We start from the raw sequence: 22,980 nt of genomic DNA, 5'->3' as shown, positions 1-22,980 counted from the left end.
AGCACTCCCCATGCGCGCACTCACCTACCACGGCAGCCACAACGTTCAAGTCGATACCGTTGACGATCCCGTGATTCAGGAGCCGGACGATCTTATTTTGCGGGTCACCGCCACCGCCATTTGCGGTTCGGACCTGCACCTGTATCGCGGCAAGATTCCGCAGGTTAAACACGGCGACGTGTTTGGCCATGAGTTTATGGGCGTGGTCGAGGCCGTGGGCAGCGAGGTGACCGCAGTGGCGGTTGGCGACCGTGTGGTGGTGCCGTTTGTGATTGCCTGTGGCAGCTGCTTTTTCTGCGAGATGAACCTGCAGGCCGCTTGCGAAACCACCAACCCGGGACGCGGCGCCATTCTAAATAAAAAGCAGATTCCTTCGGGTGCGGCCCTGTTTGGCTACAGCCACCTGTATGGCGGCCTGCCCGGCGGCCAAGCGGAATTTGTGCGGGTGCCCAAGGCCAACGTTGGCCCGTTCAAGATCCCCGACGAGCTGGACGATGAGCGTGTGCTGTTTCTCTCCGACATCTTGCCCACCGGTTACCAGGCGGTAATCAATGCTGGCGTAAAGGCCGGTAGCACCCTGGCTATTTTTGGTGCCGGGCCCGTAGGCCTGATGGCGGCGGCGTGCGCCCGTATGCTTGGCGCAGATCAAATTTTCATGGTGGACCAGCACCCCTATCGCCTGGAGTACGCGCAGCGCACCTACGGCGTAATTCCAATCAATTTCAGCGAAGTGGATGACCCGGCAGAGGCCATCATCGAGCAGACCGTGGGTTCGCGTGGCGTAGACGCGGTGATCGACGCCGTCGGCTTCGAAGCTAAAGGCAGCACCACCGAAACCGTGCTCACTGCACTGAAACTTGAGGCCAGCAGTGGCGCCGCATTACGCCAGTGCATCGCCGCCGTACGCCGGGGCGGCACTGTGAGCGTGCCGGGTGTGTATGCCGGTTTTATTCACGGTTTTCTGTTTGGCGATGCGTTCGATAAAGGCATCACCTTCAAGATGGGCCAGACCCATGTACACGGGTTGTTGCCGACCTTGCTCGAACATATTCAGGCTGGCGAACTGCACCCGGAAATTATCATCAGCCACCGCTTGCGCCTTGCCGATGCCGCGGAGGGCTACAAGCTGTTCGACAAGGCCGACGATGAGTGCCGTAAAGTCATTCTGCGGCCCTGAGGTGCGCGCCTGTGGCCAACCTGCGTATCGCGACTTACAACATCAACGGTATCCAAAGCCGCCTCCCTGCCCTGCTCGATTGGCTGGAGCGCGAGGCGCCGGATATCGTCTGCCTGCAAGAGCTCAAGGCGGCCCACAACAAATTCCCTGCCAGCGCCATTCGCGAGGCGGGGTACGGGGTGGTATGGAAAGGCCAGCCTGCCTGGAATGGCGTGGCCATTCTGGCCAAAGGAATGGAACCGCTGCAGGTGCGCGATGAGTTGCCCGGCGATGCCCACGACACCCAGAGCCGCTATATAGAGGCCGCCGCCCATGGTGTGCTGGTGGGGTGTTTGTATCTGCCTAATGGCAACCCACAGCCGGGGCCCAAGTTCCAGTACAAGCTGGCCTGGTTCGAACGCTTGCTGAGTCATGCCCAAGGGCTGTACGACAGCGGCCACCCGGTGGTGCTGGCCGGTGATTACAACGTGGTGCCCACCGACTTCGATATCTACAACCCCAAGTCCTGGCTCAAGGACGCCTTGCTGCAACCCGAAAGCCGCGAGTGCTACCAGCGCCTGCTGGCCCAGGGTTGGACCGACGCCCTGCGGGCGCATTTCCCCGAGGAGCAGGTGTTTACCTTCTGGGACTATTTTCGCCAGCACTGGCAGCGCAACTCCGGGCTGCGCATTGATCACTTGTTGCTGAGCAAAGGGCTGAAGAAGAAGCTGGTGAATGCCGGGGTGGATCGCTGGGTACGCGATCAGGAACACGCCAGCGACCATGCGCCAACGTGGATTGAGCTCAAACCTGTGTAGCCGCTGCTTCGCGCCCCCCTGCGATCGCGCACCAATCACAGCGGCAGCGGCGGGTTCGAGCTCTACCTTTCACCGGGCTCAGCTTGCCTGTTTACGCCACTGCTGAATCTGCTCAAGCGTGGCCGTAGCGCCGCCACACACCACCACCAGCGGGCGCTGGAAATCGGCGGTCAGAGCCCTGTCTGCGCTGTACAGCATTGCCAGCGCGGCACCACAGGCCGGCTCCACCAGAACACGATGGTCGTGCAGAAACTGCTCGCAGGCTTGCAGCGCTTGCAAGTCGGTGACGGTCGCGCAGCGGATGGCGTGGGTTTGGGTGAGGGCAAAGGCATTTTTGCAAACGGCTTTGGCGCCGAGCGAGGTGGCAATGCTGGTGATGGCGGGCAACTCAATACGTTGGCCAGCGGCCACTGATTGCGCCAGCGAGTCGGCGCCGAGTGTTTCCACGGCCAGCACGGGCAACCGGCCCAGGCCATTGCGCTCAAGACCGGCGATCACGCCAGACAAAAGACCGCCGCCGCCGACCGCGACAATCACTGAATCGAAATCGACACCTGCGTTTACCACTTCATCGATCAGGCTGCCGTGGCCGGCCCACATATCGGCGTTGTCGAAGGGGTGGATAAACGCGGTGCTGTCGTCCAGCAGCGACTGTGCCCGTGCGTTGGCTTCCATCCACGACGCGCCGTGCACGATCACCTCGGCGCCTTCCTGCTCAATCAGCGCCTTGGCGCGTGCCGTGGTGGTTTCCGGCACCACCACGGTAACGGGGATATTCAGCTGGCGGCCGGCATAGGCCGCAGCGATGCCGGCGTTACCGCCCGAGGAGGACACAAAGCGGGTTTTGCCCTGGGCCGCGTAGGCTTCGCACACCGCGCCAATACCACGAATCTTGAACGAACCGACCGGTTGCAAGGCCTCCATTTTGAGCCACACGGTTTTACCGGTGTGCAGGCTGAGGGGACGCGATTGCAGCAAGGGGGTTGGGAGATGCAGCGGCATGAATAACCTCGGACAAAGAAACAAGGGCCGCAGGATAACTGCCCCGCGTGCGTAGGGCGAATATCCGCATCGCGGATATCCGCCGTCTCGCGCCTAAGCATTTCCGAACCCGCGGATATCGCCTGAAGCGATGTTCGCCCTCCCTCGAAACTGACATTCCGGTCATTTAGCCGTCACCCTCACGACCGCCTTGTTCGGTTATAACGGCAGGCTAGCTTTTCCCTATTTCCCGTCCTGGCGTTTCGGCATGCGCACTCGCAGCAAACTTGTAGTTTTCGTTCTGGCCCTGGTGGTAATCGCCGTGGCGGCAAAGAGCTTTATGCCAAAAACGGCGGCGGGCAAAACTGCTGGCCCAGTGGGCATTCCCGTGCATGTAGTGGCGGTCAAACAGCAGGATGTGCCGCGCTTTATCAGTGGCATCGGCACCGTGCTGTCGCTGCACAGCGTGGTGGTGCGTCCGCAAATCGATGGCGTACTGACCCAGCTGCTGGTCAAGGAGGGCCAATGGGTGAAAGCCGGCGACCTGATGGCGCAGATCGATGACCGCGCCATTCGCGCCAGCCTCGACCAGGCCAAGGCGCAACTAGGCCAGGCGCAGGCCCAGTTGCACGTGGCCGAGGTCGACCTCAAGCGCTACAAAGTGCTGAGCGTGGACGATGGCGTGTCCAAGCAAACCCTCGACCAGCAGCAAGCCCTGTACGACCAGCTCAAGGCCACGGTGCAAGGCAACCAGGCCTCGATTGCCGCCGCGCAGGTGCAGCTGTCCTATACCCAGATCCGCTCGCCGGTGGCCGGCCGCGTGGGGATTCGCACCGTCGACCCCGGCAATTTTTTGCGGGTCAGCGATGCCCAGGGCCTGTTCAGCGTGACGCAGATGGACCCGATTGCCGTGGAGTTCTCCCTGCCGCAAAACCTGCTACCGACCTTGCAGCAATTGCTTAATGCGCCCGCTCCAGCGCTGGTCAATGCCTACCTCAGTGATCATGAACAAAGCGGCAGCTTGCTGGCCCAGGGGCAATTGCGCCTGATCGACAACCAGGTCAGCGCCACCACCGGCACGCTACGGGCCAAGGCCGAGTTTGCCAATGCCGCGCAAACGCTGTGGCCGGGCCAACTGGTGACGGTGAAGGTGCAAACGGCCATCGACAAGGACGCCCTGGTCGTACCGCCGCAAGTGGTGCAGCGTGGGCTGGAGCAGTATTTCGTGTACCGGGTAAACGGCGACGCGGTGCAAAGCGTGCCGGTGAAACTGCTGTATCAGGACAGCGAGCTGAACATTATCCAGGGCGTGCAGCCGGCGGATATACAAGCCGGCACGGTACTGGTTCGCGATGGCCAGTCGCGGTTGAAACCCGGCGCGAAAATCGAAGTGCTGAGTGACGAACCCACCACCACACCGGTGCAGCCATGAAGGGCCGTGGCTCGGTGTCGGCCTGGTGTGTCGACCACCCTGTCGCCACCTTGCTGCTGACCTTTGCCCTGGTGTTGCTTGGCGCCATTGCCTTTCCCCGCTTGCCGCTGGCACCGCTGCCGGAGGCCGAATTCCCGACCATTCAGGTGAGCGCGCAGTTGCCCGGTGCCAGCCCGGACACCATGGCTTCGTCTGTGGCCACGCCTCTGGAGGTGCAGTTCAGCGCCATCCCCGGCATGACCCAGATGACCTCTACCAGCGCCCTGGGCTCAACCACCCTGATTCTGCAATTCACCCTGGACAAGAGCATCGACGCCGCCGCCCAGGAAGTGCAGGCAGCCATCAACACGGCCGCCGGCAAACTGCCGCAAGACATGCCCAGCCTGCCCACCTGGCGCAAGGTGAACCCGGCTGACAGCCCGGTGCTTATCCTGACCGTCAGCTCCAACCAGATGCCCGGCACCGAACTCAGCGACCAGGCCGAAACCATCCTCGCCCGCCAGCTCAGCCAGATCGATGGCGTGGGCCTGATCAATATCACCGGCCAGCAGCGCCCGGCCATTCGCGTGCAGGCCTCACCCGACAAGCTTGCGGCCCTGGGCCTTACCCTGGCCGATCTGCGCACGGCGTTGCAGCAAACCAGCCTTAACCTGGCCAAGGGTGCGCTGTATGGGCAGTCGAGCATCTCTACCATCTCCACCAACGACCAGCTGTTCCACCCCGAGGAATACGGCCAGCTGATCGTTTCGTACAAGGACGGCGCGCCGGTGCGCCTGCACGATGTAGCGCGGGTGGTCGATGGCTCGGAAAACGCCTATGTGCAGGCCTGGTCCAATGATCAGCCGGGGCTCAACCTGGTGATTTTCCGCCAGCCCGGCGCCAACATTGTGGAAACCGTGGACCGCATCCAGTCCGAGCTGCCGCGCTTGCAGGCCATGCTCTCGGCCTCAGTGAACGTGTCGGTGCTCAACGACCGTACGCAAACCATCCGCGCCTCCTTGCATGAGGTGGAAATCACCCTGCTGATTGCGGTGTGTCTGGTGGTGGCGGTGATGGCGCTGTTTCTGCGGCAGTGGTCGGCCACGCTGATCGTCACCAGCGTGCTGGCAGTGTCGATCATCGCCAGCTTTGCCTTGATGTATGTGATGGGTTTTAGCCTCAATAACCTCACACTGGTGGCCATCGTGGTGGCCGTGGGCTTTGTGGTGGACGATGCCATTGTGGTGGTGGAGAACATCCACCGGCACCTGGAGGCCGGCGACGGCATGCGAGAGGCGGCCATCAAGGGCGCTGGCGAAATCGGCTTTACCGTGGTGTCCATCAGCTTCTCGCTGATAGCGGCCTTTATTCCGCTGCTGTTTATGGGCGGTGTGGTCGGCCGGCTGTTCAAGGAATTCGCCCTGACCGCCACCTCGACCATTCTGATTTCAGTGGTGGTTTCCCTCACCCTGGCGCCTACGCTGGCGGCCATGGTTATGCGCGTGCAGCACCACGGCGGCGAGCCGCGCAAAGGGTTTGGCGATTGGCTGCTGGCCCGTTACGACCACGGCCTGCGCCGGGCGCTGAACCATCAGCGCCTGATGCTCGGCCTGTTCTGCGCCAGCCTGGCCCTGGCGATTGTTGGCTACGTGTTTATTCCCAAGGGTTTTTTCCCGGTGCAGGACACCGGCTTCGTGCTCGGCACCACCGAGGCAGCAGCGGATATTTCGTACCCCGATATGCTGGCCAAGCACCAGGAGCTGGCCAGGATCGTCGCGGCCGACCCGGCCGTAAGTGTGTTCTCCCATGCGGTGGGCGTAACCGGCAGCAACCAGACCATCGCCAACGGCCGCTTCTGGATCACCCTCAAACCGCGGGGTGACCGCGACGTGACAGCCAGCGAATTTATCGACCGCATTCGCCCGAAACTGATGACCGTGCCGGGCATTGTGCTGTACCTGCGCGCCGGGCAGGACATCAACCTCAGCGCCGGCCCCAGCCGCAGCCAGTACCAGTACACACTGAAAAGCAACGATGGCCCGAGCCTCAATCTGTGGACCCAGCGCCTGACCGAAAAGCTGCGCGGCAACCCGGCCTTTCGCGATATGTCCAACGACCTGCAACTGGGCGGCAGCATCACCCATATCAGTATCGACCGCAGCGCCGCCGCCCGGTTTGGCCTGACCACCAGCGACGTCGACCAGGCGTTGTATGACGCCTTCGGCCAGCGGCAGATCAGCGAATTCCAGACCGAGACCAACCAGTACAAGGTGATTCTCGAGCTTAACGAGCAACAGCGCGGCAAGGCCGAAAGCCTGAATTTCTTTTACCTGCGCTCGCCGCTGACCAACGAGATGGTGCCGCTATCGGCGCTGGCCAAGGTGGATGCCCCCACCAGCGGGCCGCTGTCCATTGCCCATGACGGCATGTTCCCGGCAGCCAACCTGTCCTTCAACCTGGCACCGGGCGTGGCCCTGGGCGATGCGGTACGCGAGCTGAATCAGGCCAAGCTGGATATCGGCATGCCGGCGGAAATCACCGGCAACTTCCAGGGCGCGGCGCAGGCGTTTCAGAGTTCCCTGGCCAGCCAGCCGTGGCTGATTCTGGCGGCGCTGGTGGCGGTGTACATCATTCTGGGTGTGCTCTATGAGAGCTTTGTGCACCCGCTGACCATCATTTCCACCCTACCCTCGGCCGGGCTGGGGGCGTTGATCATGCTGTGGCTGTGCGGCCAGGATTTTTCGATCATGGCGCTCATCGGCCTGGTGCTGCTGATTGGTATCGTCAAGAAGAACGGCATTCTGATGATCGACTTCGCCCTCGAAGCCCAGCGCGAACGCGGGCTTTCCCCCGAAGAGGCGATTTACCAGGCCTGTATCACAAGGTTCCGCCCGATCATCATGACCACCCTCGCCGCCCTGCTCGGCGCCCTGCCCCTGATGCTGGGTTTTGGCGCCGGCGCCGAGCTGCGCCAGCCGCTGGGTATCGCTGTGGTTGGGGGCTTGCTGGTGAGCCAGGCGCTGACGCTGTTCACCACGCCGGTCATATACTTGGCGCTTGAGCGGTGGTTCCACCAACGCCAGAGCGCGTTGCAAGCCGCCACCGAGCATAGAGCGTGAAAAACCGAGACTGGCCATGCGCATTCTGATTATCGAAGACGAAGAAAAAACCGCCGACTACCTGCACCGTGGCCTCACCGAACAAGGCTATGCCGTGGACGTGGCCCGTGACGGCATCGAAGGCCTGCACCTGGCGCTGGAAAACGAGTACGCGGTGATCGTGCTGGATGTAATGCTGCCGGGCCTCGATGGGTTTGGCGTACTGCGCGCGCTGCGGGCACGCAAGCAAACCCCGGTGATCATGCTCACCGCCCGTGAGCGCGTGGAAGACCGCATTCGCGGCCTGCGTGAAGGCGCTGATGATTACCTGGGCAAACCCTTTTCCTTTCTTGAGCTGGTGGCCCGCCTGCAAGCCCTGACCCGTCGCAGTGGCAGCGGCCATGAACCGGTGCAAATCAGCATCGCCGATCTGGCCGTGGACCTGATCAGCCGCAAGGCGACCCGCAGCGGCCAGCGCCTGGACCTGACCGCCAAGGAATTTTCCCTGCTCAGTGCCCTGGCCCGTCACCAGGGCGAAATCCTGTCGAAAACCGCCCTGGCAGAAATGGTCTGGGACGTGAATTTCGACAGCGACGCCAATGTGGTGGAAGTGGCCATCAAGCGGCTGCGCGCCAAGCTCGACGGCCCCTTTCCCGGCAAGTTGCTGCACACCATTCGCGGCATGGGCTATGTGCTGGAGAGCCGCCATGGCGAGTGAGCTTCGCAACGCGAGCACATCCATCGCCCTGCGCATGAGCCTGCTGTTTACCCTGGTGGCCTTGCTGGTGTTTCTGCTGATTGGCGGCGCCCTGTACCAGCAGGTGGACAAGGGCATGAACATGCTGCCCGAAGCGGAACTGGACGCCCGCTACAGCGTGCTGGAGTCGGCCATCGACCGCTTTGGTACCGACGAGCATTGGGTCAAGATCACCAACAAACTCAGGCTGCTGAGCGAAGAAGACAAGCGCATCCGCTTCTGGATGGTCAGTGGTGACCCGCATTTCGAGTTCGGCAATCCGGACGCTACCGTCCGCAAATTTGCCGCCGGCCCGCTGGGTATTCGCGACCTGGAAGTCGACGACCGTGCCTATCCGCAAAAAGTGCTGGTAAGCCAGTTCCAGGCCAAAGATGGCCGCCCGCCGCTGCGGTTTCTGATTGCTATCGACACCGAAACCTTCTGGCAAACCCAGCACCATTTATTGATCGCGCTGATCAGCCTTGCCGTGGTCGGCGTGATGCTGGCTTCCGCATTGGGTTACTGGGTGGCGCGGGTGGGGTTGCGGCCGCTGATCAAGCTGTCCGATGAAGCCGAAAAGCTGACGCCGCCGCGGTTGTCCGGCCGCTTGCAGCTGTCGGCATTGCCGCCCGAACTGCAGCAGTTTGCCAGCGCCTTCAACACCACCCTCGGGCGTGTGGAGCAGGCTTATACGCGCCTGGAATCTTTTAACGCCGACGTCGCCCACGAGCTGCGCTCCCCGCTCACCAACTTGATTGGCCAAACCCAGGTGGCGCTTACCCGTGGCCGCTCGGCTGAGCATTATTTCGAGGTGCTGCAATCCAACCTTGAAGAATTGGAACGACTGCGCTCGATCATCAACGACATGCTGTTTCTGGCCCGCGCCGACCAGGGCGACAAGGCTACGCAATTGACCAGCACCTCGTTGGCCTGCGAGGTGGCCACGGCGGTGGACTACCTGGACTTTATTCTTGAAGACGCGGGCGTTCAGGTGCAGGTGCATGGCGATGCCCAAGTGCTGATTGAACGCGCGCATTTTCGCCGGGCGCTGATCAACCTGCTCAACAACGCCGTGCAACACACGGCGGCCGGGCAAACCATCAATGTGCATATCAGCCGCCTGGAGCAGCGGGTAAGCATCGGCGTGGCCAATCCGGGCGAGGTAATTGTGGGTGAGCATTTGCCGCGGCTGTTCGAGCGGTTTTACCGGGTGGATGCGGCGCGCACCAACAGTGGCGCCAACCATGGCCTGGGGTTGGCGATTGTGAAAGCCATTGCCTTGATGCACGGCGGCGAGGTGTTTGTGGATAGCCGCGATGGCATCAATACATTTGGCATGTACCTGCCGGCCTGAACGCCGACCACCTCGTAGGGTGTGCTCGCACACCGAGCGATTTGCGCGTGTGCCCCGTGGTGCGCAGAGCACACCCTAAAAAGCCCTACCTCGACCTAGGGTGTGCTCCGCGCACCGTTGCGTACGCCTGGCAATCTTCAGAAATCGCGCTTGTAGAAAATATCCAGCGAACTAGCCAACCCGCTCGCGGCCTCCACATACACCTTCTTGGTCAACGCGTAGCGCAGCGCAATCGTGCTGGCCGGCTCGAATACGCCTACGCCGTAACGCAGGCTCAGTTTCTCGGACAGGTTGCCGCTGGCGACCACGCTGGTCTTGTCGCCGGTGCCGCCAGTGTCCAGCTGGAAGTCGCTGATACCCAAACGCTGAGCCATCGCCCCGGTGACCCCGGAGCTGCCCATCAGGCCCAAGCCCAGCGCCGCTTCGGCGAGCATATTGTTGTCGCCCGCGCCGCTGCTGGCCGGCCGCCCGAGCACCAGGTAGGACAGCGCTTGCTGCTGGCTCATGGCAGGTTCGGAAAACACGGTGGTGGTGGGTTGCTCGGCATTGCCGCTGATGCGCAAACCGGCGGTTACGCTGTCGACCTGGCGGACGGCTTCCACGTCGAGGTATGGCTGGGCCACGGGCCCGGCAAACAACAGCCGCGCACGGCGCAAGGTCAGGCGCTGGCCGTAGGCCCGGTAGCGGCCCTTGTTCAGGTTCAGCTCACCGCGGGTATCGAGGTTGTCGCCCATATGCAGTCGCCCGGCGAGTTCAGCACTTAGGCCAAAACCGTTGAAGGTCAGCGGCGGCTGGCCTTCAGGGGCGCCGACGCGAATGTCGATATCCATGGCCACCGCCTGCCCCTGCCGCGCATCGGGGTCGTGGCTGCCGGCAACCTGAGCGTCTTCGGACACCTGGACAGTGGACGGTGGCAATTGGCGAATCTCGATCTTGCCACGGGGCACCTGCACCTGGCCTTTCACCGACAACTGCTGCTCGGCCAGGCGCAGGTTGAGGTCGGGGTGTACTTCCAGCGTGGCGTAGGGTTCAACCACCACCGGTAGCCGGCTGCCCCGCAGTTGCACGTCGGCGTCCAGGCCATAAGCCCAGCCCAGCGTGCCCTTCAGGCTGCCCTCGCCTGCTTCGCCGCTGTGCCAGTTGCTGGTCAGTTGCAGACGCTCGCCAGTGATCAAGGCTTCAGCCTGTAACCCTTGGACGCTCACCGGCAGTTCGCTGCCGGACACCTCGCCGTCCTGCACGATCAGGCGGCCGTTGATGTGCGGCGCCAGTAATCCGCCCGACACTGTGCCGCTGCCGTTCAGGTGCCCCCCAATACGTTCCACCATGGGCACGAAAGGCCGCGCCAGGCTCAGGTCCAGCCCCGCCAGTTCGAACGAGCCGGACAGTGGTTTGTTGGCAGGACGCGGGTCCAGCTGGGTGTTCAAGGTGAGCTGGCCGAGTTGCGGGCCGTGGAAGTCCAGCTGCGAGTCGATACGCTGTGGGCGCAATTGGCTGGCGAGACTGAAGCGGTCGTAAGGCAGGTCCAGCCATTGGCCTTGCTCACGTACCCGCAGGGTGCCGCTGCCCAGGTCCAGGCGGATATCGCCATTGGGGCCGCTGGCCGGCAAGTCGAGTTTGATATCGGCGTTGAGGTTACCTTGCCAGGCGAAATCGGCCGGCCACCATTGCGCCAGGGTTTGCATCGGAAAGTCCCGCAGGCGCCAGCGCAAGCGCGGCTCCGGAAGCAGACGCTGGTCATCGCCGCACAGGCTCGCGACCCCGCTCTGCCAGCAATGGGCGCCGAGGTTGAGTTGCCCGTCTGCCAAGCGCTGCAACGGTGCCGCCTGCTGCAGGCGCCATTGCTGCCCGGCGCTGTGCACCTCGCCACTGCTGATGCGCCCGCGCCAGTCAAAGTTCGGCGCCAGGGTGCCGTCGGCGGCCAGGGCCAGTTTGAGTTTGCTGCCATCGAGGTCCAGGCTCAGCCGTTGCTGCTGGCGGTTGCCGTTGCCTTGCAGGTGCAGGCGGCCGAGGTCGGTGTCGCCGCTATGAATGCCGCTGCCGGTCAGCTCAAGCGTGCCGCGTTGCTGGCCGTCCAGTTTGGCCGCCAGCACCAGGCTGGCCAGCGTCTGTTGCTGATAGGCCAGTTGCGTGCCTTGCAGATTCAGTTGCCCTTGCGGCGCTTGCAGGCTGCCGGCCAGGTCGAGGCGGCCGCTGAGCTGGCCACTGAGCTGCGGCCATAGCTGACCCAGACGCGGCATGGCAATGCTCAGTTGCCCGGCCAGGCGCTGGTCGAGGCTGCCCTGCCCTTGCACGCGGTTGTCGCCCAGGCGCACATCGAGTTTGTCCACTTGCCAGCGCTGGCCTGCGCCAGCCGCATGCACTTGCAAAACCGCGGGCTGACCACGCAGTCGACCGTTAAGGTCCAGGTCGGCATCAAGCTTGAGCTGCTCGCGATATTGGCCCTGGCTGCGCAAGCTGCCGCCGAGGGTGCCGGGCAGCTCGGCGAGCCAGTAGGCGGGGTTGAGCTGGCTGAGTTGCAGGCGACTGTCCCAGCGAATGCCGTCGGCAAAGCCGATGGTGGCCTGCCCTTCGGCCTTGCCCTGCCCGGCTTGCAGCAACAGGCTGACCAGGTGCACTTGCGCCAGGTCGCCACTGACCGGGCTGCTTAGGCTGAAGGCACCCGCCGGGCCATTAAGGTCGGCAGCGAAGTGGCCGAGGTAACTGCCGGCCTGGTAATGCACCTGCCCGACCAGGCGCTGCAGGCTGACAGCCGGTTCTTCTACGCCCGGCAGCAAACGCCGCCAGGGGAAATCCAGCCAGGTAAATTGGGCATCGGCAGTAAAGCTGTCGGCCCAGGCCAACTGGCCGCTGAGTGTGATGTGCTGCTCGGCCTCGGCTTGCACAGTGAGCGCCTGGATGTCGGCCCCGCTGGCAGTCACCCGTCCGGCCAGCGTCAGCGGAATATCACCGCCCTCGGCCGCCAACCCGGCGCGGCCGTTGACCTGATAGCCCGCGTCCAACGTGCCCGCTGCGCTGAGTTCGATGGCATTGAGCGCCGGCACATCGGCAGCGGCGACAAAGTGCTCGGCACGGACGGTCGCCTGCGCCGGCACCCCTTCAGCCAGTGGCTGCACGCTGCCTTGCACATGAGCATTCAGGTAGCCGCTGCTTTGCCCCTGCACAGCAAGGCTTTCAAGCAGCTCACCCTGCACGTCTACGGCCAGTGACCAGGGCTGCGAATCCGGAGCCGGTAACTGCACCGAGCCTTGCACCTGCAGCGGCCACTGACCATTGGGGTCGAGGGTGCCGTGCACATCCAGTACCACACCGTTGCTGCTGCCTTGCAGCCGTTCGATCGCCAGCCCCTCGACGCCCCAGTGCGCCACCAATTGCAACTGACTGGCCTCTTCGCCGCCGTTGTAGACGATGCGGCCGAGCTGGATATCGCCCAATTGCAGCGCCAGGGGCAGCTTCAGATCTGGCAGCGTCAGTGGTTCATCGTTACTGCTGGTGCTGTCGGCCAATTGCAGCGTGAGCGCCTGGGCGTGCACCTGATCCAGGCACAACGTCAGCTTGAGCAAGCACGCCGGCGACCAGGCGAACTGCACCTGAGTCAATGCCACGTGATCGCCCTGTTGCTCCCACACCAGGCTGTCGGCGCTCCAACTGCTGCCCAAGCGGCCGGCAAACGCTTGCACCTGCAAGCCGGGCACCTGCGCCAATAACAAACGGCTGCCGCGCTCGGTGCCCAGCAGCAGTGCCACGGCAACAACCAGGCTGACCAGCAACGCCAGCCCGGCCAACGCCCCGCGTTTAAGCCAGCTCATAGCTCCGGCCCCATGGAAAAGTGCAGGCGGAAGCCACCGTCATCATCCAGCGCGCGGGCCAGGTCCAGCCGCAGCGGACCCACCGGCGAGATCCAGCGAATGCCCATGCCGACGCCGGTTTTCAAGGTGGGAATTTCCAGGGTCTGGAAGGCATTGCCCTGGTCGACAAACGCGGCCCAGCGCCAACGTTCGGCAAAGGAATATTGATACTCCACACTGCCGGCCACCAGGTAGCGGCCACCAATGCGGTCACCCTCGTTGTTTTCCGGCGACAGCGATTGGTAGTCGTAGCCACGCACACTCTGGTCACCACCGGCAAAAAACCGCAGCGATGGCGGTACGGCTTTGTAGTCGTCGGTGGCGCTGCCGCCAAATTGCACGCGGCCAAGGAAACGGTGTTTGTCCCACAGGGTGGTCAAGCCTTTGGCCAACATGGTGCCGTACAACAGGTTGCTGTCGGAGATCAGCCCGTCCTTGGCCACCGAGGCCTCGAACTGCAGGCGGTAGCCGTTGGCCGGGTCAATGGCGTTGTCGCTGTCCAGATAGGAATAGCTGATGCCGGGCATCAGCAAGGTGCTCAGGCCGTTGTCGCTGCCCAGGCGATATTCCTCACGCTGCAACTTGAGCGAGAGCACTTGCTGCCAGCCGCTGTCGAGCTTGCTGTGCCACTCGGGGCCGACGGTGAGCAGGCGGCTAAGGCTGTCGGTGTCGGCCAGTTGTTCGTACTGATAACCGCCGGCCCAGCGAGTTTTGTTGGTCAACGGCGGGTTACCGGGAATGTCGTACCACAGGCCGACGTTTTGCCGCGGCGCCGACAACTCCATTTCGGTGCCGTAGCTATCGCCCTGGGGGTTGGCCCAATGGCGGGTCCAGTTGAATTTCGCCCGCGGCCCCACGTCGGTGGAGAAGCCCAGGCCTACGCCCATGGTGCGGGGCTTGCGGGTGGTCAGGTCGACCTTTACCGGCACTTGCTCGCCGCTGGCCTGGGTAGGTGCGGCATCCACCCGTACGCTCTCGAAATAGCCGCTGCCTTGCAGGTTCTGGTACAGCTGGGCGATCAGATCGGAGTCGTAAGCGGTGCCCGGCTTGAACGGCATCATGCGTTCGAGCAGTTGTTTATCGAAGGTCTGGTCGCCACTGAACTGGCTGGGGCCGAAGTAATAGCGCGGGCCGCTGGCGTAAATCAGCTCAACGTCAGCCACGCCGGCCACCGGGTCGATGGCCAGGCGCTGGCTGGTAAAACGCCCGCTGAAAAAACCGTAGCGCGAGGCCTGATTCTGGATCAGGCGTTTGGCATCTTCGTAGTGGCCGTGGTTAAGCACGGCGCCGGCGGTGAGCTGGGCGCTTTTGGGCACCCGAAAGGCGGCTAGCTGGGCGGCGGGGCCGTCGATACGGACGGTGACGTTGCGCAGGTGCACCGGCTCGCCCGGCTCGATGCGAATGATCAGACGCGGGCCCTTGTCGTTGCGGTCGACCTCGCTGTCGATACGCGCCTGGTAATAGCCCAGCGCTTCCACGGCCTTGCGCGCCTGCACCACGGCACCGCGGCTAAAACGTTGCAGCGCCGCTTCGTCGCGCTCGCCGAGGTCGCCTACGTAGCCGGTGACGTTGGCCTTGAGCGGTGCATTGGCCGGTTTGATACGCACGCTGAGCTGAGTTTGCGCCAGGGCTGTGGTCGTAGTGAGCAACAGCGCCAACGCCAGCCCGATCGTTGGGTAAACAGTCATGGGCCGGATGCTAACACGGCTAACGCACCCTTCCAGAGCAGCCAGCCGCGTTTCGCTCAGGCGCTGGCGCGCGTCACCTGTTCGGGATTGGCGTGGAAAAACACATGTTCACGGACGGGCCCCACCGCCACCTCGCCAATTTCCTCGTAACCCTGGCGTTTGTAGAACTCCAGATAGCGCGGGTTGCCGGTATCCAGCACCACGCCAAGGGACGTCTCGTCTTCGGCGCACCAGTTATGCAGCGCCTCAAGCAATTGCTCGCCCAGGTGCTTGCCCTGGAACTCGGGGTGCACACCCAGCAGCGGCAGCACGTGGTACTGGCCCGGCGGCAGGCAAGCCAGCACCGCGTCGTGGTATTGCAGATAGCGTTTGGTGCAGCGCAGGCCGGTGGTGAGCAGCATGCGCAAACGCCAGCCCCAGCTTTCGGTGATATCCAGACGCCGCTGCGGGGGTGCGATCAGGGCCAGGGCCACCAGCCGGTCGTTGATAACCAGGCCAATGGCCGGCAGGTCTTCGAGAAAATGCCGCTGCACCAGTTCACGCACCGTGGCGCGTACACGCTGGTCGTAGCCGGGGCGTTCGGATTCAAACAGGTAGCCGAACGTCGGCTCGTGGCGGTAGGCGTGGTACAGCAGGGAGCGGGCTTCACGAACATAGCTGCTGTCGAGTAAGCGCACTTGAGCAGCGGGAATGGCAAAGGACGTCGGCATGCACGGTTACCTCGGTTAGCCTGCCTGGTGCCAGCGCACCGGTGGCGTGGGCTCAGGCGGTTTTTATTGTTATAGATGCCGCCCCAACGTTAGCAGTCAGCACCGGTTGCTGCCACACGCGGGTGGTCGCACGCACGGGCATCGGCTAGCATCGCAGGCCTTCTCGTTTGTTTAGGACCCCGCCGCCCATGAAGATCGTTTCCTTCAACATCAACGGCCTGCGCGCCCGCCCCCATCAATTGGCGGCGCTGATCGAAAAACACCAGCCGGATGTGATCGGTCTGCAGGAAACCAAAGTGGCGGACGAACAATTCCCTTTTGCCGAGATCCAGGCCCTGGGCTACCAGGTGCACTGGCACGGGCAGAAAGGCCATTACGGCGTGGCGCTGCTTTCGCGCCAGGCCCCGCTGGAACTGCACAAAGGCTTTCCTGGTGATGAAGACGATGCCCAGCGGCGGTTTATCTACGGCACCTTCGCCGATGAGAATGGCCAACCGGTGACGGTCATGAACGGCTATTTCCCCCAGGGCGAAAGCCGCGACCACCCGACCAAATTCCCCGCCAAGCAGCGCTTCTACGCCGACCTGCAAACCCTGCTCACCACCCAATTCAACCCCGAGCAGGCGCTGGTGGTGATGGGCGATATCAATATTTCGCCCGAGGATTGCGACATCGGCATTGGCGAAGAAAACCGCAAGCGCTGGCTGAAGACCGGCAAATGCAGCTTTTTACCCGAAGAGCGCGAATGGCTGGCCTCCCTGAAAAGCTGGGGCCTGGTCGACAGCTTCCGTCACCTGCACCCCGAAGTGAACGACCGTTTCAGCTGGTTCGACTATCGCAGCCGCGGCTTTGAAGACGAGCCCAAGCGCGGCCTGCGTATCGACGTGATTCTGGCCACAGCGCCCCTGCAAGGGCGCATTAAAGATGCCGGCATCGACTACGACCTGCGCGGCATGGAGAAGCCTTCGGACCACGCGCCGATCTGGGTTGAGTTGAGCTAAACCCTGGTTCGCGTACTAGACCGAATACTCCGGCGGCAACGGCGGCAACTGGTCCAGCAACTGGCTTAAGCCCACGGACCATTGCTCGCGCACGCCCTCAAAATACGGGTCGTTCTCCAGCACCCGAAACCCGGCCGGTACCTGCAGGCTTCCGGCCTTGTACACCAACACATCCAGTGGAAAGCCCACCGACAGGTTACTGCGAATGGTCGAGTCGAAGGACACCAGCGCGCAGCGCAGGGCCTTGTCCAGGTCGGTGTGGTAATTCAGCGCGCGGTCGAGAATCGGCTTGCCGTATTTGCTTTCGCCAATCTGGAAATACGGGGTGTCGTCGGTGGCCGAAATACAGTTGCCCAGCGGGTAGATGTTGTAGAGCTCCGGCTCCTGCCCGGCGATCTGCCCACCGACCAGAAACGAACAACTCAAATCCACACCGGCGGCCATGGGCGAATTGGCATCGCGCGCCATCACCTCGCGCATGGTGTCGCCCACCAGCGTGGTGGCGTTGTAGAGGTTGACCACGTTGTTGAGGTGCACGCCGTCATGGCTCAAGCGTGTGCGCAACAGGTTGATCACCGCTTGCGAGGTGGCCAGGTTGCCGGCGGTTTGCAGCACGATCAGGCGCTCGCCTGGCACGGCAAACACGTGCAGCTTGCGGAAGGTGGCGATATGGTCGACCCCGGCATTGGTGCGGGAGTCGGAAACGAACACCAGGCCATCGGCCAGGTTCAGGGCTACGCAATAGGTCATGTTGGCTTCCAATCCACAGAGACAAGGACGCCCGAACCAGCGCAGCCGGTTCGGGCGTTAGGGTGTTGACCATGCCAGTCACGGTTTGGTTTTACTGTTGTTGCACCTGCACACGGGTCGGCGACACTTCGACGTGGGCATGCATCTGCTCCACCCCGCCACCCCGGCGCATACCGCGTACCGGGCAGGCGTCCAGATAATCCAGGCCGACCGCCAACTTCAAATGCCGCTCGGCGCGGGTCAGGCAGTTGGTCACATCAAAGCTATACCAGGCGCCGTCCAGCCAGGCTTCGGCCCAGGCATGGCTAGCCAGGTGGTCGCTGCTGTCGGTGTACAGGTAGCCCGACACATAACGCGCCGGCACGCCGAGGCTGCGGGCACAGGCGATAAAGGCGTGGGTCTGGTCCTGGCACACGCCCTTGCCACTGGCGAACGCTTCGGCAGCGCTGGTTTTCACGTCGGTAACGTCCGGCTGGTAGCGGATATGGGCGTTGAGGCGGTTCATCAAATCGATCATGCACGAGCGATCACGGCGGCTGGCGCATTCGGTTTGAGCGAACTCGCGCAGGGCCTGGTCGGCCTCGGTCAACCGGGTGGTGCGCAGAAAGGGCAGCGGCGACTGGTCTTCGTGCTCGCACTCGCGCTGCTCATCGATTTCCACCTGGCCACGGGCACCAAGAATGATGCTTTCGTGCGGCTCGTCCATCGTCAGCACGTGGAGGATATTGCCGTACGGGTCCACCTGAGCGCGCACCGGGCGCGGCAGGTTCAGCTCCCAACTGATCACCTGCTGGCGCTCGCTGTCGTGGGGCGTCATGCGCAGGTACTGGATGCTGTTACGCACCTGATCTTCGTAGTGATAGGTGGTGTCATGGCTGATTGAGAGTCTCATGCGACCTCCAGGTAAGACGTTTGAATGGCTTGGCCTAGCTGGCGCACCAGCAGGATGAAATCGGTGAGCCAGCCGTGCAGGCCTTCATCGAGTACTTCATTAATGCTGGTGTAGCGCAGGCGCGCTTCCAGCTCGGCAGCCAGGCGCTGGGCCGGGCGGCCGTTTTCGCCAGGCAGGCTGGCGAGCATCAGGTTCAGTTCGTCCATGCACGAGCGCAGCGAACGCGGCACTTCGGCGCGCAGCAGCAACAGTTCGGCCACCTTGCGAGTGTTGGGCGAGCCACGGTAGATCTCGGCGAATGCCTCGAACGAGGACAGCGCCCGTAGCAAGGCGGTCCACTGGTAGTAACTGCGGGCCGGACGACCATCGTTTTCGTCGATGTCTTCGCCGAGCATTTCGTAGCGGGCATCGAGCAGGCGCAGGGTGTTATCGGCGCGCTCGATAAAGGTGCCCAGGCGAATAAAGCGATACGGGTCGCCGCGCATGATGGTGCCGAAGGTGGCGCCGCGGAACAGGTGGTTACGCTCCTTGGCCCACTCGCAGAAGCGGCTGATGCCGTAGCGGCCCAGCCCCTGTTCGGCGATACCGCGCACTTCCAGCCAGGTGGCATTGATGTTTTCCCACATGTCGGCAGTAATGCGCCCACGCACGGCATGGGCGTTGGTACGCGCCGCTTGCAGGCAGCAATAGATGCTCGCCGGGTTGTTCGCATCCAGGGCAAAAAAATGCAGCATGCGCTCGGCATGCAGCGGGCCGTGACGCTCCAGGTATTCGTCCAAGGTGCCGGTGATCAACAGCGGCAAGGCCAGTTCTTCCAGGCCATTGCCGCGCCCGTCCTGCGGCATCAGCGACAGCGAATAACTTACTTCCAGCATGCGCGCGAGGTTCTCGGCGCGCTCCAGATAACGGGACATCCAGTACAGGTCAGAGGCAGTGCGGCTCAGCATAATTAGTCCTCCACCACCCAGGTGTCTTTGGTGCCACCGCCTTGCGACGAGTTCACCACCAGCGAGCCTTCTCGCAGCGCCACGCGGGTCAAACCGCCGGGCACCACACGGGTGTCTTTGCCGGAGAGCACAAAGGGGCGCAAATCGATATGGCGCGGGGCGATGCCGTTTTCCACAAAGGTCGGGCACGTGGACAGGCACAGGGTCGGTTGGGCGATATACGCCTCGGGGCGCGCGATAAGCCGGGCGCGGAAATTTTCGATTTCCGCCTTGCTCGCCGCCGGCCCGACCAACATGCCGTAGCCACCAGAACCTTGGGTTTCCTTGACCACCAGGTGTTCAAGGTTAGCCAGCACATGTTGCAGTTCGACTGCCTTGCGGCATTGGAAGGTCGGCACGTTTTTCAGGATCGGTTCTTCATCGAGGTAGAAGCGAATCATCTCGCCGACATAGGGGTAAATGGATTTGTCGTCCGCCACCCCGGTGCCGATGGCATTGGCCAGCACCACATTGCCGCTGCGATAGGTCGACAGCAGGCCCGGTACGCCGAGCATCGAATCGGGGTTGAAGGCCAACGGGTCGAGGAAGGCATCGTCCAGGCGCCGGTAAATGACATCCACCGGCTTGGCGCCGGCGGTGGTGCGCATAAACACCTTGTCGTCGCGCACAAACAGATCCGCGCCCTCCACCAATTCCACACCCATCTCGCGAGCGAGAAAGGCGTGCTCGAAGTAGGCGCTGTTGTAACGGCCAGGCGTCAGCACCACCACCGTAGGGTTATCCAGGGGGCTTGAGCTTTTCAGGGTGTCGAGCAACAGGCTCGGGTAGTGGTCGATGGGCAAGACGCGTTGCGCGGCAAACAGCTCCGGGAACAAGCGCATCATCATCTTGCGGTCTTCGAGCATATAGCTCACGCCGCTGGGGGTACGCAGATTGTCTTCGAGTACGTAGTAACTGCCATCGCCATCGCGCACCAGGTCGACCCCGGAGATATGCGCATACAGGTCACGGTGCAGGTTCAGGCCCTGCATCGCCAGCTGATACCCCTCGTTGGCCAGCACCTGCTCGGCCGGAATGATGCCGGCCTTGATAATGCGCTGGTCGTGGTAAAGGTCAGCAAGAAACATATTCAGCGCCTGCACCCGCTGGATGCAGCCACGCTCCACCACCCGCCACTCACTGGCCGGAATGCTGCGCGGAATGATATCGAAGGGAATAAGCCGCTCGGTGCCCTGATCGTCGCCGTACAGGGTGAAGGTGATACCGGCGCGGTGGAACAGCAGATCTGCTTCGCGGCGGCGTTGCGCCAGTAACTCATCCGGGGTATCCGCCAGCCAGCGGGCGAATTCCCGGTAATGCGGACGGCATTCGCCATTCGCCAGGTACATCTCGTCATAAAAGGTGCGGGTCATGCCGTACTCCTTGTCACCCGGACGTGCATAGCTATTGCAAAGCCCGAGCCATCCGTCTTATTCGTTATAAATCAAACACTTATAAATAAGACCCAAACCATGCGCACCAATATCGCGCATTCTCCTGACCGCTGTATGCGGCCGCGCCCTGTTGCGCGGCAACGGCTGGTCTGGCCGCAAGCGAAACGCCTGGGCAGCCTGTCTCCCTATGACCAGCATAGTTCGGGTTGATTTCAACAGAATGTGCGGGCTCCGAATTGTTGCAACGAGCGCTGTCAATCGATCCCCGCAGAGCGAACATCCGCGCGCCGATATCCGCCGGTGCGGTCTGTGAATCGGCGGATATCGCCATGGCGATATTCGCCCTACGCCACTGTTTTAAGAAAAAGCCAACTCCAGCCACCGCCGATAAAACCCCTCGGCCACCTGGTTCAACGCCGCCACCTTACTGGGCAGGTCATCCAGCATCTTGCCCATCGACTGTTGGCTGGGCTGGGTCTCATCAAGCAGATGCGCCCAATCGGTAAGCCAAAGGCGCACCAGGTCCTCGGTCATTTCCGGGTGGCCTTGCAGGCCCAGCACTTTGTCGTCCCAGGCAAATGCCTGGTTCGGGCACCATGGGCTGGACAACAAGCGCTGCGCCCCCGGCGGAATGTCGAAGGTATCGCCATGCCACTGGTAAATCGGGAACTCATCCGGCAGGTGCTGCAACCACGCATTGCCCTGCGCCTGGCTGGCCTGCCACAGCGGCTGCCAGCCAATTTCCCGGTACGGCATCCGGTGCACCGCCGCACCCAGGGCCTTGGCCAACAACTGGCCGCCCAGGCAATGGCCGAGCAACGGAATGTCGCGGGCAATAAAATGCCGCAGCGCAGCGATTTCAGTGTCTAGCCACGGCAACGGATCATTCGCGCTCATAGGCCCGCCCATGATCGCCACGGCTTTGGGGCTGTCTAGGTCGTACCCGTCAAGCTCGCCAAGGTCCACACGCAGTACGGTGAAATCCAACTGCCGCTCATCCAGCACCCGCGCCAAATGGCCGGCTGGGCAATAGTCGACATGGGTGAGTATCAGAATTTCGCTCATCACTGAACCGCCTCTTATTTTCCACCTCAAGAGGCAAAGGCCGTGCCGAGGTCGAGTCAGTTCCGTGGAAAAAGAGCTAGAGAGCACCGGCCAGCCTGATGGCCAGCCGGTGCGTCCGGGGTGTAGCGTCGGTGAGTTAACGGACTAAACGCGCAACCCTTTGAGTTCCTGCGTAACACCCCAGCCGTCCAGAACGCCACCCAACGGGGCGACCATGGACTCCAGGTCATGTTCAAACGCACCAATACCGTCATAGGTGGCGTACATCACCTTGCTGATCAACACGTGCCAGGCGCCGTCATCGCGCACGCTCACCTGAGCATTGAGAACCTCACTGCGAAAATTTTTCGCCACCAGGCGGGCCCGCTCCTCGTCGGGGAAAATGGCGTAGAACTCGATTGGGTGGATGCGGGCGAAATCAAAACCGCCCTCCTTCATCCGGCGCAGAACATTACTGCTGATGTCGTTTGTGCTTGCTGTGCCCATGATGCGACCCCCTCACATGCGATGGATGGATTGACCGCTTTCCCATTGCTGCTGCCAGCTGACTGCGCTGGCGTCGCGACAGACCGAAGGTCTGTCACCTGAGGCTTGCTGCATTTGCGTGCTGCGACATAGAGCGATTGAAGTGCAGGCGCCAGGAACGGGCGCCTTTCTTCAGCGTAGTGCCATTACGGTGATTGTGCAGGTTTGGTTACAGAGGTTTTTTTGACTGAATCAGATCAACAGCCCTTCTGGGTCTTTTGGTTTTCTGCGTTACGGCGTGTGCTTGGGGGTTGTTTCGCGCCTTACGCGCGAGTTTCTTTTTCCAGTCGTCGGAATGCCGCACCATAAAAAAGAAACCAAAAAATCTTGCCCCTACCTGGGGTCTACGCTTCGCTCCGACTCCCCTCGCTACGTCGCCGCTCCAGGGGCGGGTAGATCAAAATCAAAAGCCCCTCACCCCAGCCCTCTCCCGCACGCGGGAGAGGGGGCCGCTTTCGTAGGAGCCAGCTTGAACTGGTCAAGTAATAGTGGACACCAGTTAAGGTTTCACGCCGCGAGCTTTTCCCTCGTAACTGGAGATTGATATCCGTTGTAGCTGTGGAGCCT

17 protein-coding genes are annotated in these 22,980 nt (G+C 62.4%); 7 read left to right on the top strand and 10 right to left on the bottom strand.

Going from position 1 to position 22,980, the window contains the following annotated elements; genetic code table 11:
• Window positions 1–10 precede the first annotated feature (10 nt).
• Entirely contained in the window at window positions 11–1,177 is a 1,167-nt protein-coding gene (locus PKE98_RS16760) for a zinc-dependent alcohol dehydrogenase (RefSeq protein WP_271196469.1), read from the top strand.
• An 11-nt stretch (window positions 1,178–1,188) separates the two neighbouring features.
• Window positions 1,189–1,974 carry an exodeoxyribonuclease III gene (locus tag PKE98_RS16755; protein WP_271196468.1) on the top strand — a complete coding sequence of 262 codons (786 nt, stop codon included), beginning with the start codon at window positions 1,189–1,191 and terminating at the stop codon, window positions 1,972–1,974.
• Between the two features lie 78 nt (window positions 1,975–2,052).
• On the opposite strand, the gene PKE98_RS16750 is transcribed toward PKE98_RS16755, so the two are convergent.
• Window positions 2,053–2,976: a pyridoxal-phosphate dependent enzyme gene (locus tag PKE98_RS16750; protein WP_271196467.1), complete on the bottom strand. Its 924-nt coding sequence runs from the start codon at window positions 2,974–2,976 to the stop codon at window positions 2,053–2,055.
• A gap of 247 nt (window positions 2,977–3,223) precedes the next feature.
• Between PKE98_RS16750 and PKE98_RS16745 the strand changes: the two genes are divergently transcribed.
• Genes PKE98_RS16745 through PKE98_RS16730 form a run of 4 tightly spaced genes read left to right on the top strand, consistent with a single transcriptional unit; the run spans window position 3,224 to window position 9,554 of the window.
• A complete protein-coding gene (locus tag PKE98_RS16745) occupies window positions 3,224–4,387 on the top strand; it encodes an efflux RND transporter periplasmic adaptor subunit (RefSeq protein WP_271196466.1) in 1,164 nt (387 codons plus the stop codon).
• Entirely contained in the window at window positions 4,384–7,485 is a 3,102-nt protein-coding gene (locus PKE98_RS16740; protein ID WP_271196465.1) for a multidrug efflux RND transporter permease subunit, read from the top strand. The genes PKE98_RS16745 and PKE98_RS16740 overlap by 4 nt, the downstream gene beginning before the upstream one ends.
• Window positions 7,486–7,501: 16 nt before the next feature.
• Window positions 7,502–8,182, top strand: coding sequence for a heavy metal response regulator transcription factor (locus tag PKE98_RS16735; protein WP_271196464.1), 681 nt, complete (start codon window positions 7,502–7,504; stop codon window positions 8,180–8,182).
• Window positions 8,172–9,554 carry a heavy metal sensor histidine kinase gene (locus PKE98_RS16730; protein ID WP_271196463.1) on the top strand — a complete coding sequence of 461 codons (1,383 nt, stop codon included), beginning with the start codon at window positions 8,172–8,174 and terminating at the stop codon, window positions 9,552–9,554. The genes PKE98_RS16735 and PKE98_RS16730 overlap by 11 nt, the downstream gene beginning before the upstream one ends.
• A gap of 137 nt (window positions 9,555–9,691) precedes the next feature.
• Here PKE98_RS16730 and PKE98_RS16725 read toward each other — a convergent pair whose 3' ends face one another.
• Genes PKE98_RS16725 through PKE98_RS16715 form a run of 3 tightly spaced genes read right to left on the bottom strand, consistent with a single transcriptional unit; the run spans window position 9,692 to window position 15,800 of the window.
• A complete protein-coding gene (locus PKE98_RS16725; RefSeq protein WP_271196462.1) occupies window positions 9,692–13,363 on the bottom strand; it encodes a translocation/assembly module TamB domain-containing protein in 3,672 nt (1,223 codons plus the stop codon).
• Entirely contained in the window at window positions 13,360–15,090 is a 1,731-nt protein-coding gene (locus PKE98_RS16720; RefSeq protein ID WP_271196461.1) for an autotransporter assembly complex protein TamA, read from the bottom strand. The genes PKE98_RS16725 and PKE98_RS16720 overlap by 4 nt, the downstream gene beginning before the upstream one ends.
• Window positions 15,091–15,146: 56 nt before the next feature.
• Window positions 15,147–15,800 carry a GNAT family N-acetyltransferase gene (locus PKE98_RS16715; RefSeq protein ID WP_271196460.1) on the bottom strand — a complete coding sequence of 218 codons (654 nt, stop codon included), beginning with the start codon at window positions 15,798–15,800 and terminating at the stop codon, window positions 15,147–15,149.
• A gap of 188 nt (window positions 15,801–15,988) precedes the next feature.
• Between PKE98_RS16715 and xthA the strand changes: the two genes are divergently transcribed.
• The gene (xthA, locus tag PKE98_RS16710; RefSeq protein WP_271196459.1) at window positions 15,989–16,801 is read left to right on the top strand and encodes an exodeoxyribonuclease III; all 813 of its coding nucleotides are present in this window, start codon (window positions 15,989–15,991) and stop codon (window positions 16,799–16,801) included.
• A gap of 15 nt (window positions 16,802–16,816) precedes the next feature.
• On the opposite strand, the gene PKE98_RS16705 is transcribed toward xthA, so the two are convergent.
• The 6 genes from PKE98_RS16705 to PKE98_RS16680 all read right to left on the bottom strand — a co-directional run bounded on the left by PKE98_RS16705 (window position 16,817) and on the right by PKE98_RS16680 (window position 22,374).
• Window positions 16,817–17,551, bottom strand: a complete 735-nt coding sequence (locus PKE98_RS16705) for a proteasome-type protease (RefSeq protein WP_271196458.1) — start codon at window positions 17,549–17,551, stop codon at window positions 16,817–16,819.
• A 91-nt stretch (window positions 17,552–17,642) separates the two neighbouring features.
• The gene (locus PKE98_RS16700) at window positions 17,643–18,443 is read right to left on the bottom strand and encodes a transglutaminase family protein (RefSeq protein WP_271196457.1); all 801 of its coding nucleotides are present in this window, start codon (window positions 18,441–18,443) and stop codon (window positions 17,643–17,645) included.
• A complete protein-coding gene (locus PKE98_RS16695; RefSeq protein ID WP_271196456.1) occupies window positions 18,440–19,390 on the bottom strand; it encodes an alpha-E domain-containing protein in 951 nt (316 codons plus the stop codon). The genes PKE98_RS16700 and PKE98_RS16695 overlap by 4 nt, the downstream gene beginning before the upstream one ends.
• Before the next feature lie 2 nt (window positions 19,391–19,392).
• Window positions 19,393–20,802 carry a circularly permuted type 2 ATP-grasp protein gene (locus tag PKE98_RS16690; protein ID WP_271196455.1) on the bottom strand — a complete coding sequence of 470 codons (1,410 nt, stop codon included), beginning with the start codon at window positions 20,800–20,802 and terminating at the stop codon, window positions 19,393–19,395.
• Between the two features lie 378 nt (window positions 20,803–21,180).
• Entirely contained in the window at window positions 21,181–21,888 is a 708-nt protein-coding gene (locus PKE98_RS16685; RefSeq protein ID WP_271196454.1) for a type 1 glutamine amidotransferase, read from the bottom strand.
• Window positions 21,889–22,032: 144 nt separating this feature from the next.
• Window positions 22,033–22,374, bottom strand: coding sequence for a ribonuclease E inhibitor RraB (locus PKE98_RS16680; RefSeq protein ID WP_271196453.1), 342 nt, complete (start codon window positions 22,372–22,374; stop codon window positions 22,033–22,035).
• Window positions 22,375–22,980: the final 606 nt, after the last annotated feature.

Origin of the sequence: Pseudomonas turukhanskensis, assembly GCF_027922365.1 — a bacterium.
GTDB lineage: Bacteria > Pseudomonadota > Gammaproteobacteria > Pseudomonadales > Pseudomonadaceae > Aquipseudomonas > Aquipseudomonas turukhanskensis.
This window is presented reverse-complemented; position numbering and strand designations above follow the sequence as displayed.

What these genes read in the sequence shown, in the direction of transcription:
- PKE98_RS16760 (WP_271196469.1), top strand. Translation starts at nt 11, where the DNA reads ATGCGCGCACTCACCTACCACGGCAGCCACAACGTTCAAGTCGATACC.
- PKE98_RS16750 (WP_271196467.1), bottom strand. Translation starts at nt 2,976, where the DNA reads ATGCCGCTGCATCTCCCAACCCCCTTGCTGCAATCGCGTCCCCTCAGC.
- PKE98_RS16745 (WP_271196466.1), top strand. Translation starts at nt 3,224, where the DNA reads ATGCGCACTCGCAGCAAACTTGTAGTTTTCGTTCTGGCCCTGGTGGTA.
- PKE98_RS16740 (WP_271196465.1), top strand. Translation starts at nt 4,384, where the DNA reads ATGAAGGGCCGTGGCTCGGTGTCGGCCTGGTGTGTCGACCACCCTGTC.
- PKE98_RS16735 (WP_271196464.1), top strand. Translation starts at nt 7,502, where the DNA reads ATGCGCATTCTGATTATCGAAGACGAAGAAAAAACCGCCGACTACCTG.
- PKE98_RS16730 (WP_271196463.1), top strand. Translation starts at nt 8,172, where the DNA reads ATGGCGAGTGAGCTTCGCAACGCGAGCACATCCATCGCCCTGCGCATG.
- PKE98_RS16725 (WP_271196462.1), bottom strand. Translation starts at nt 13,363, where the DNA reads ATGAGCTGGCTTAAACGCGGGGCGTTGGCCGGGCTGGCGTTGCTGGTC.
- PKE98_RS16720 (WP_271196461.1), bottom strand. Translation starts at nt 15,090, where the DNA reads ATGACTGTTTACCCAACGATCGGGCTGGCGTTGGCGCTGTTGCTCACT.
- PKE98_RS16715 (WP_271196460.1), bottom strand. Translation starts at nt 15,800, where the DNA reads ATGCCGACGTCCTTTGCCATTCCCGCTGCTCAAGTGCGCTTACTCGAC.
- xthA (WP_271196459.1), top strand. Translation starts at nt 15,989, where the DNA reads ATGAAGATCGTTTCCTTCAACATCAACGGCCTGCGCGCCCGCCCCCAT.
- PKE98_RS16705 (WP_271196458.1), bottom strand. Translation starts at nt 17,551, where the DNA reads ATGACCTATTGCGTAGCCCTGAACCTGGCCGATGGCCTGGTGTTCGTT.
- PKE98_RS16700 (WP_271196457.1), bottom strand. Translation starts at nt 18,443, where the DNA reads ATGAGACTCTCAATCAGCCATGACACCACCTATCACTACGAAGATCAG.
- PKE98_RS16695 (WP_271196456.1), bottom strand. Translation starts at nt 19,390, where the DNA reads ATGCTGAGCCGCACTGCCTCTGACCTGTACTGGATGTCCCGTTATCTG.
- PKE98_RS16690 (WP_271196455.1), bottom strand. Translation starts at nt 20,802, where the DNA reads ATGACCCGCACCTTTTATGACGAGATGTACCTGGCGAATGGCGAATGC.
- PKE98_RS16685 (WP_271196454.1), bottom strand. Translation starts at nt 21,888, where the DNA reads ATGAGCGAAATTCTGATACTCACCCATGTCGACTATTGCCCAGCCGGC.
- PKE98_RS16680 (WP_271196453.1), bottom strand. Translation starts at nt 22,374, where the DNA reads ATGGGCACAGCAAGCACAAACGACATCAGCAGTAATGTTCTGCGCCGG.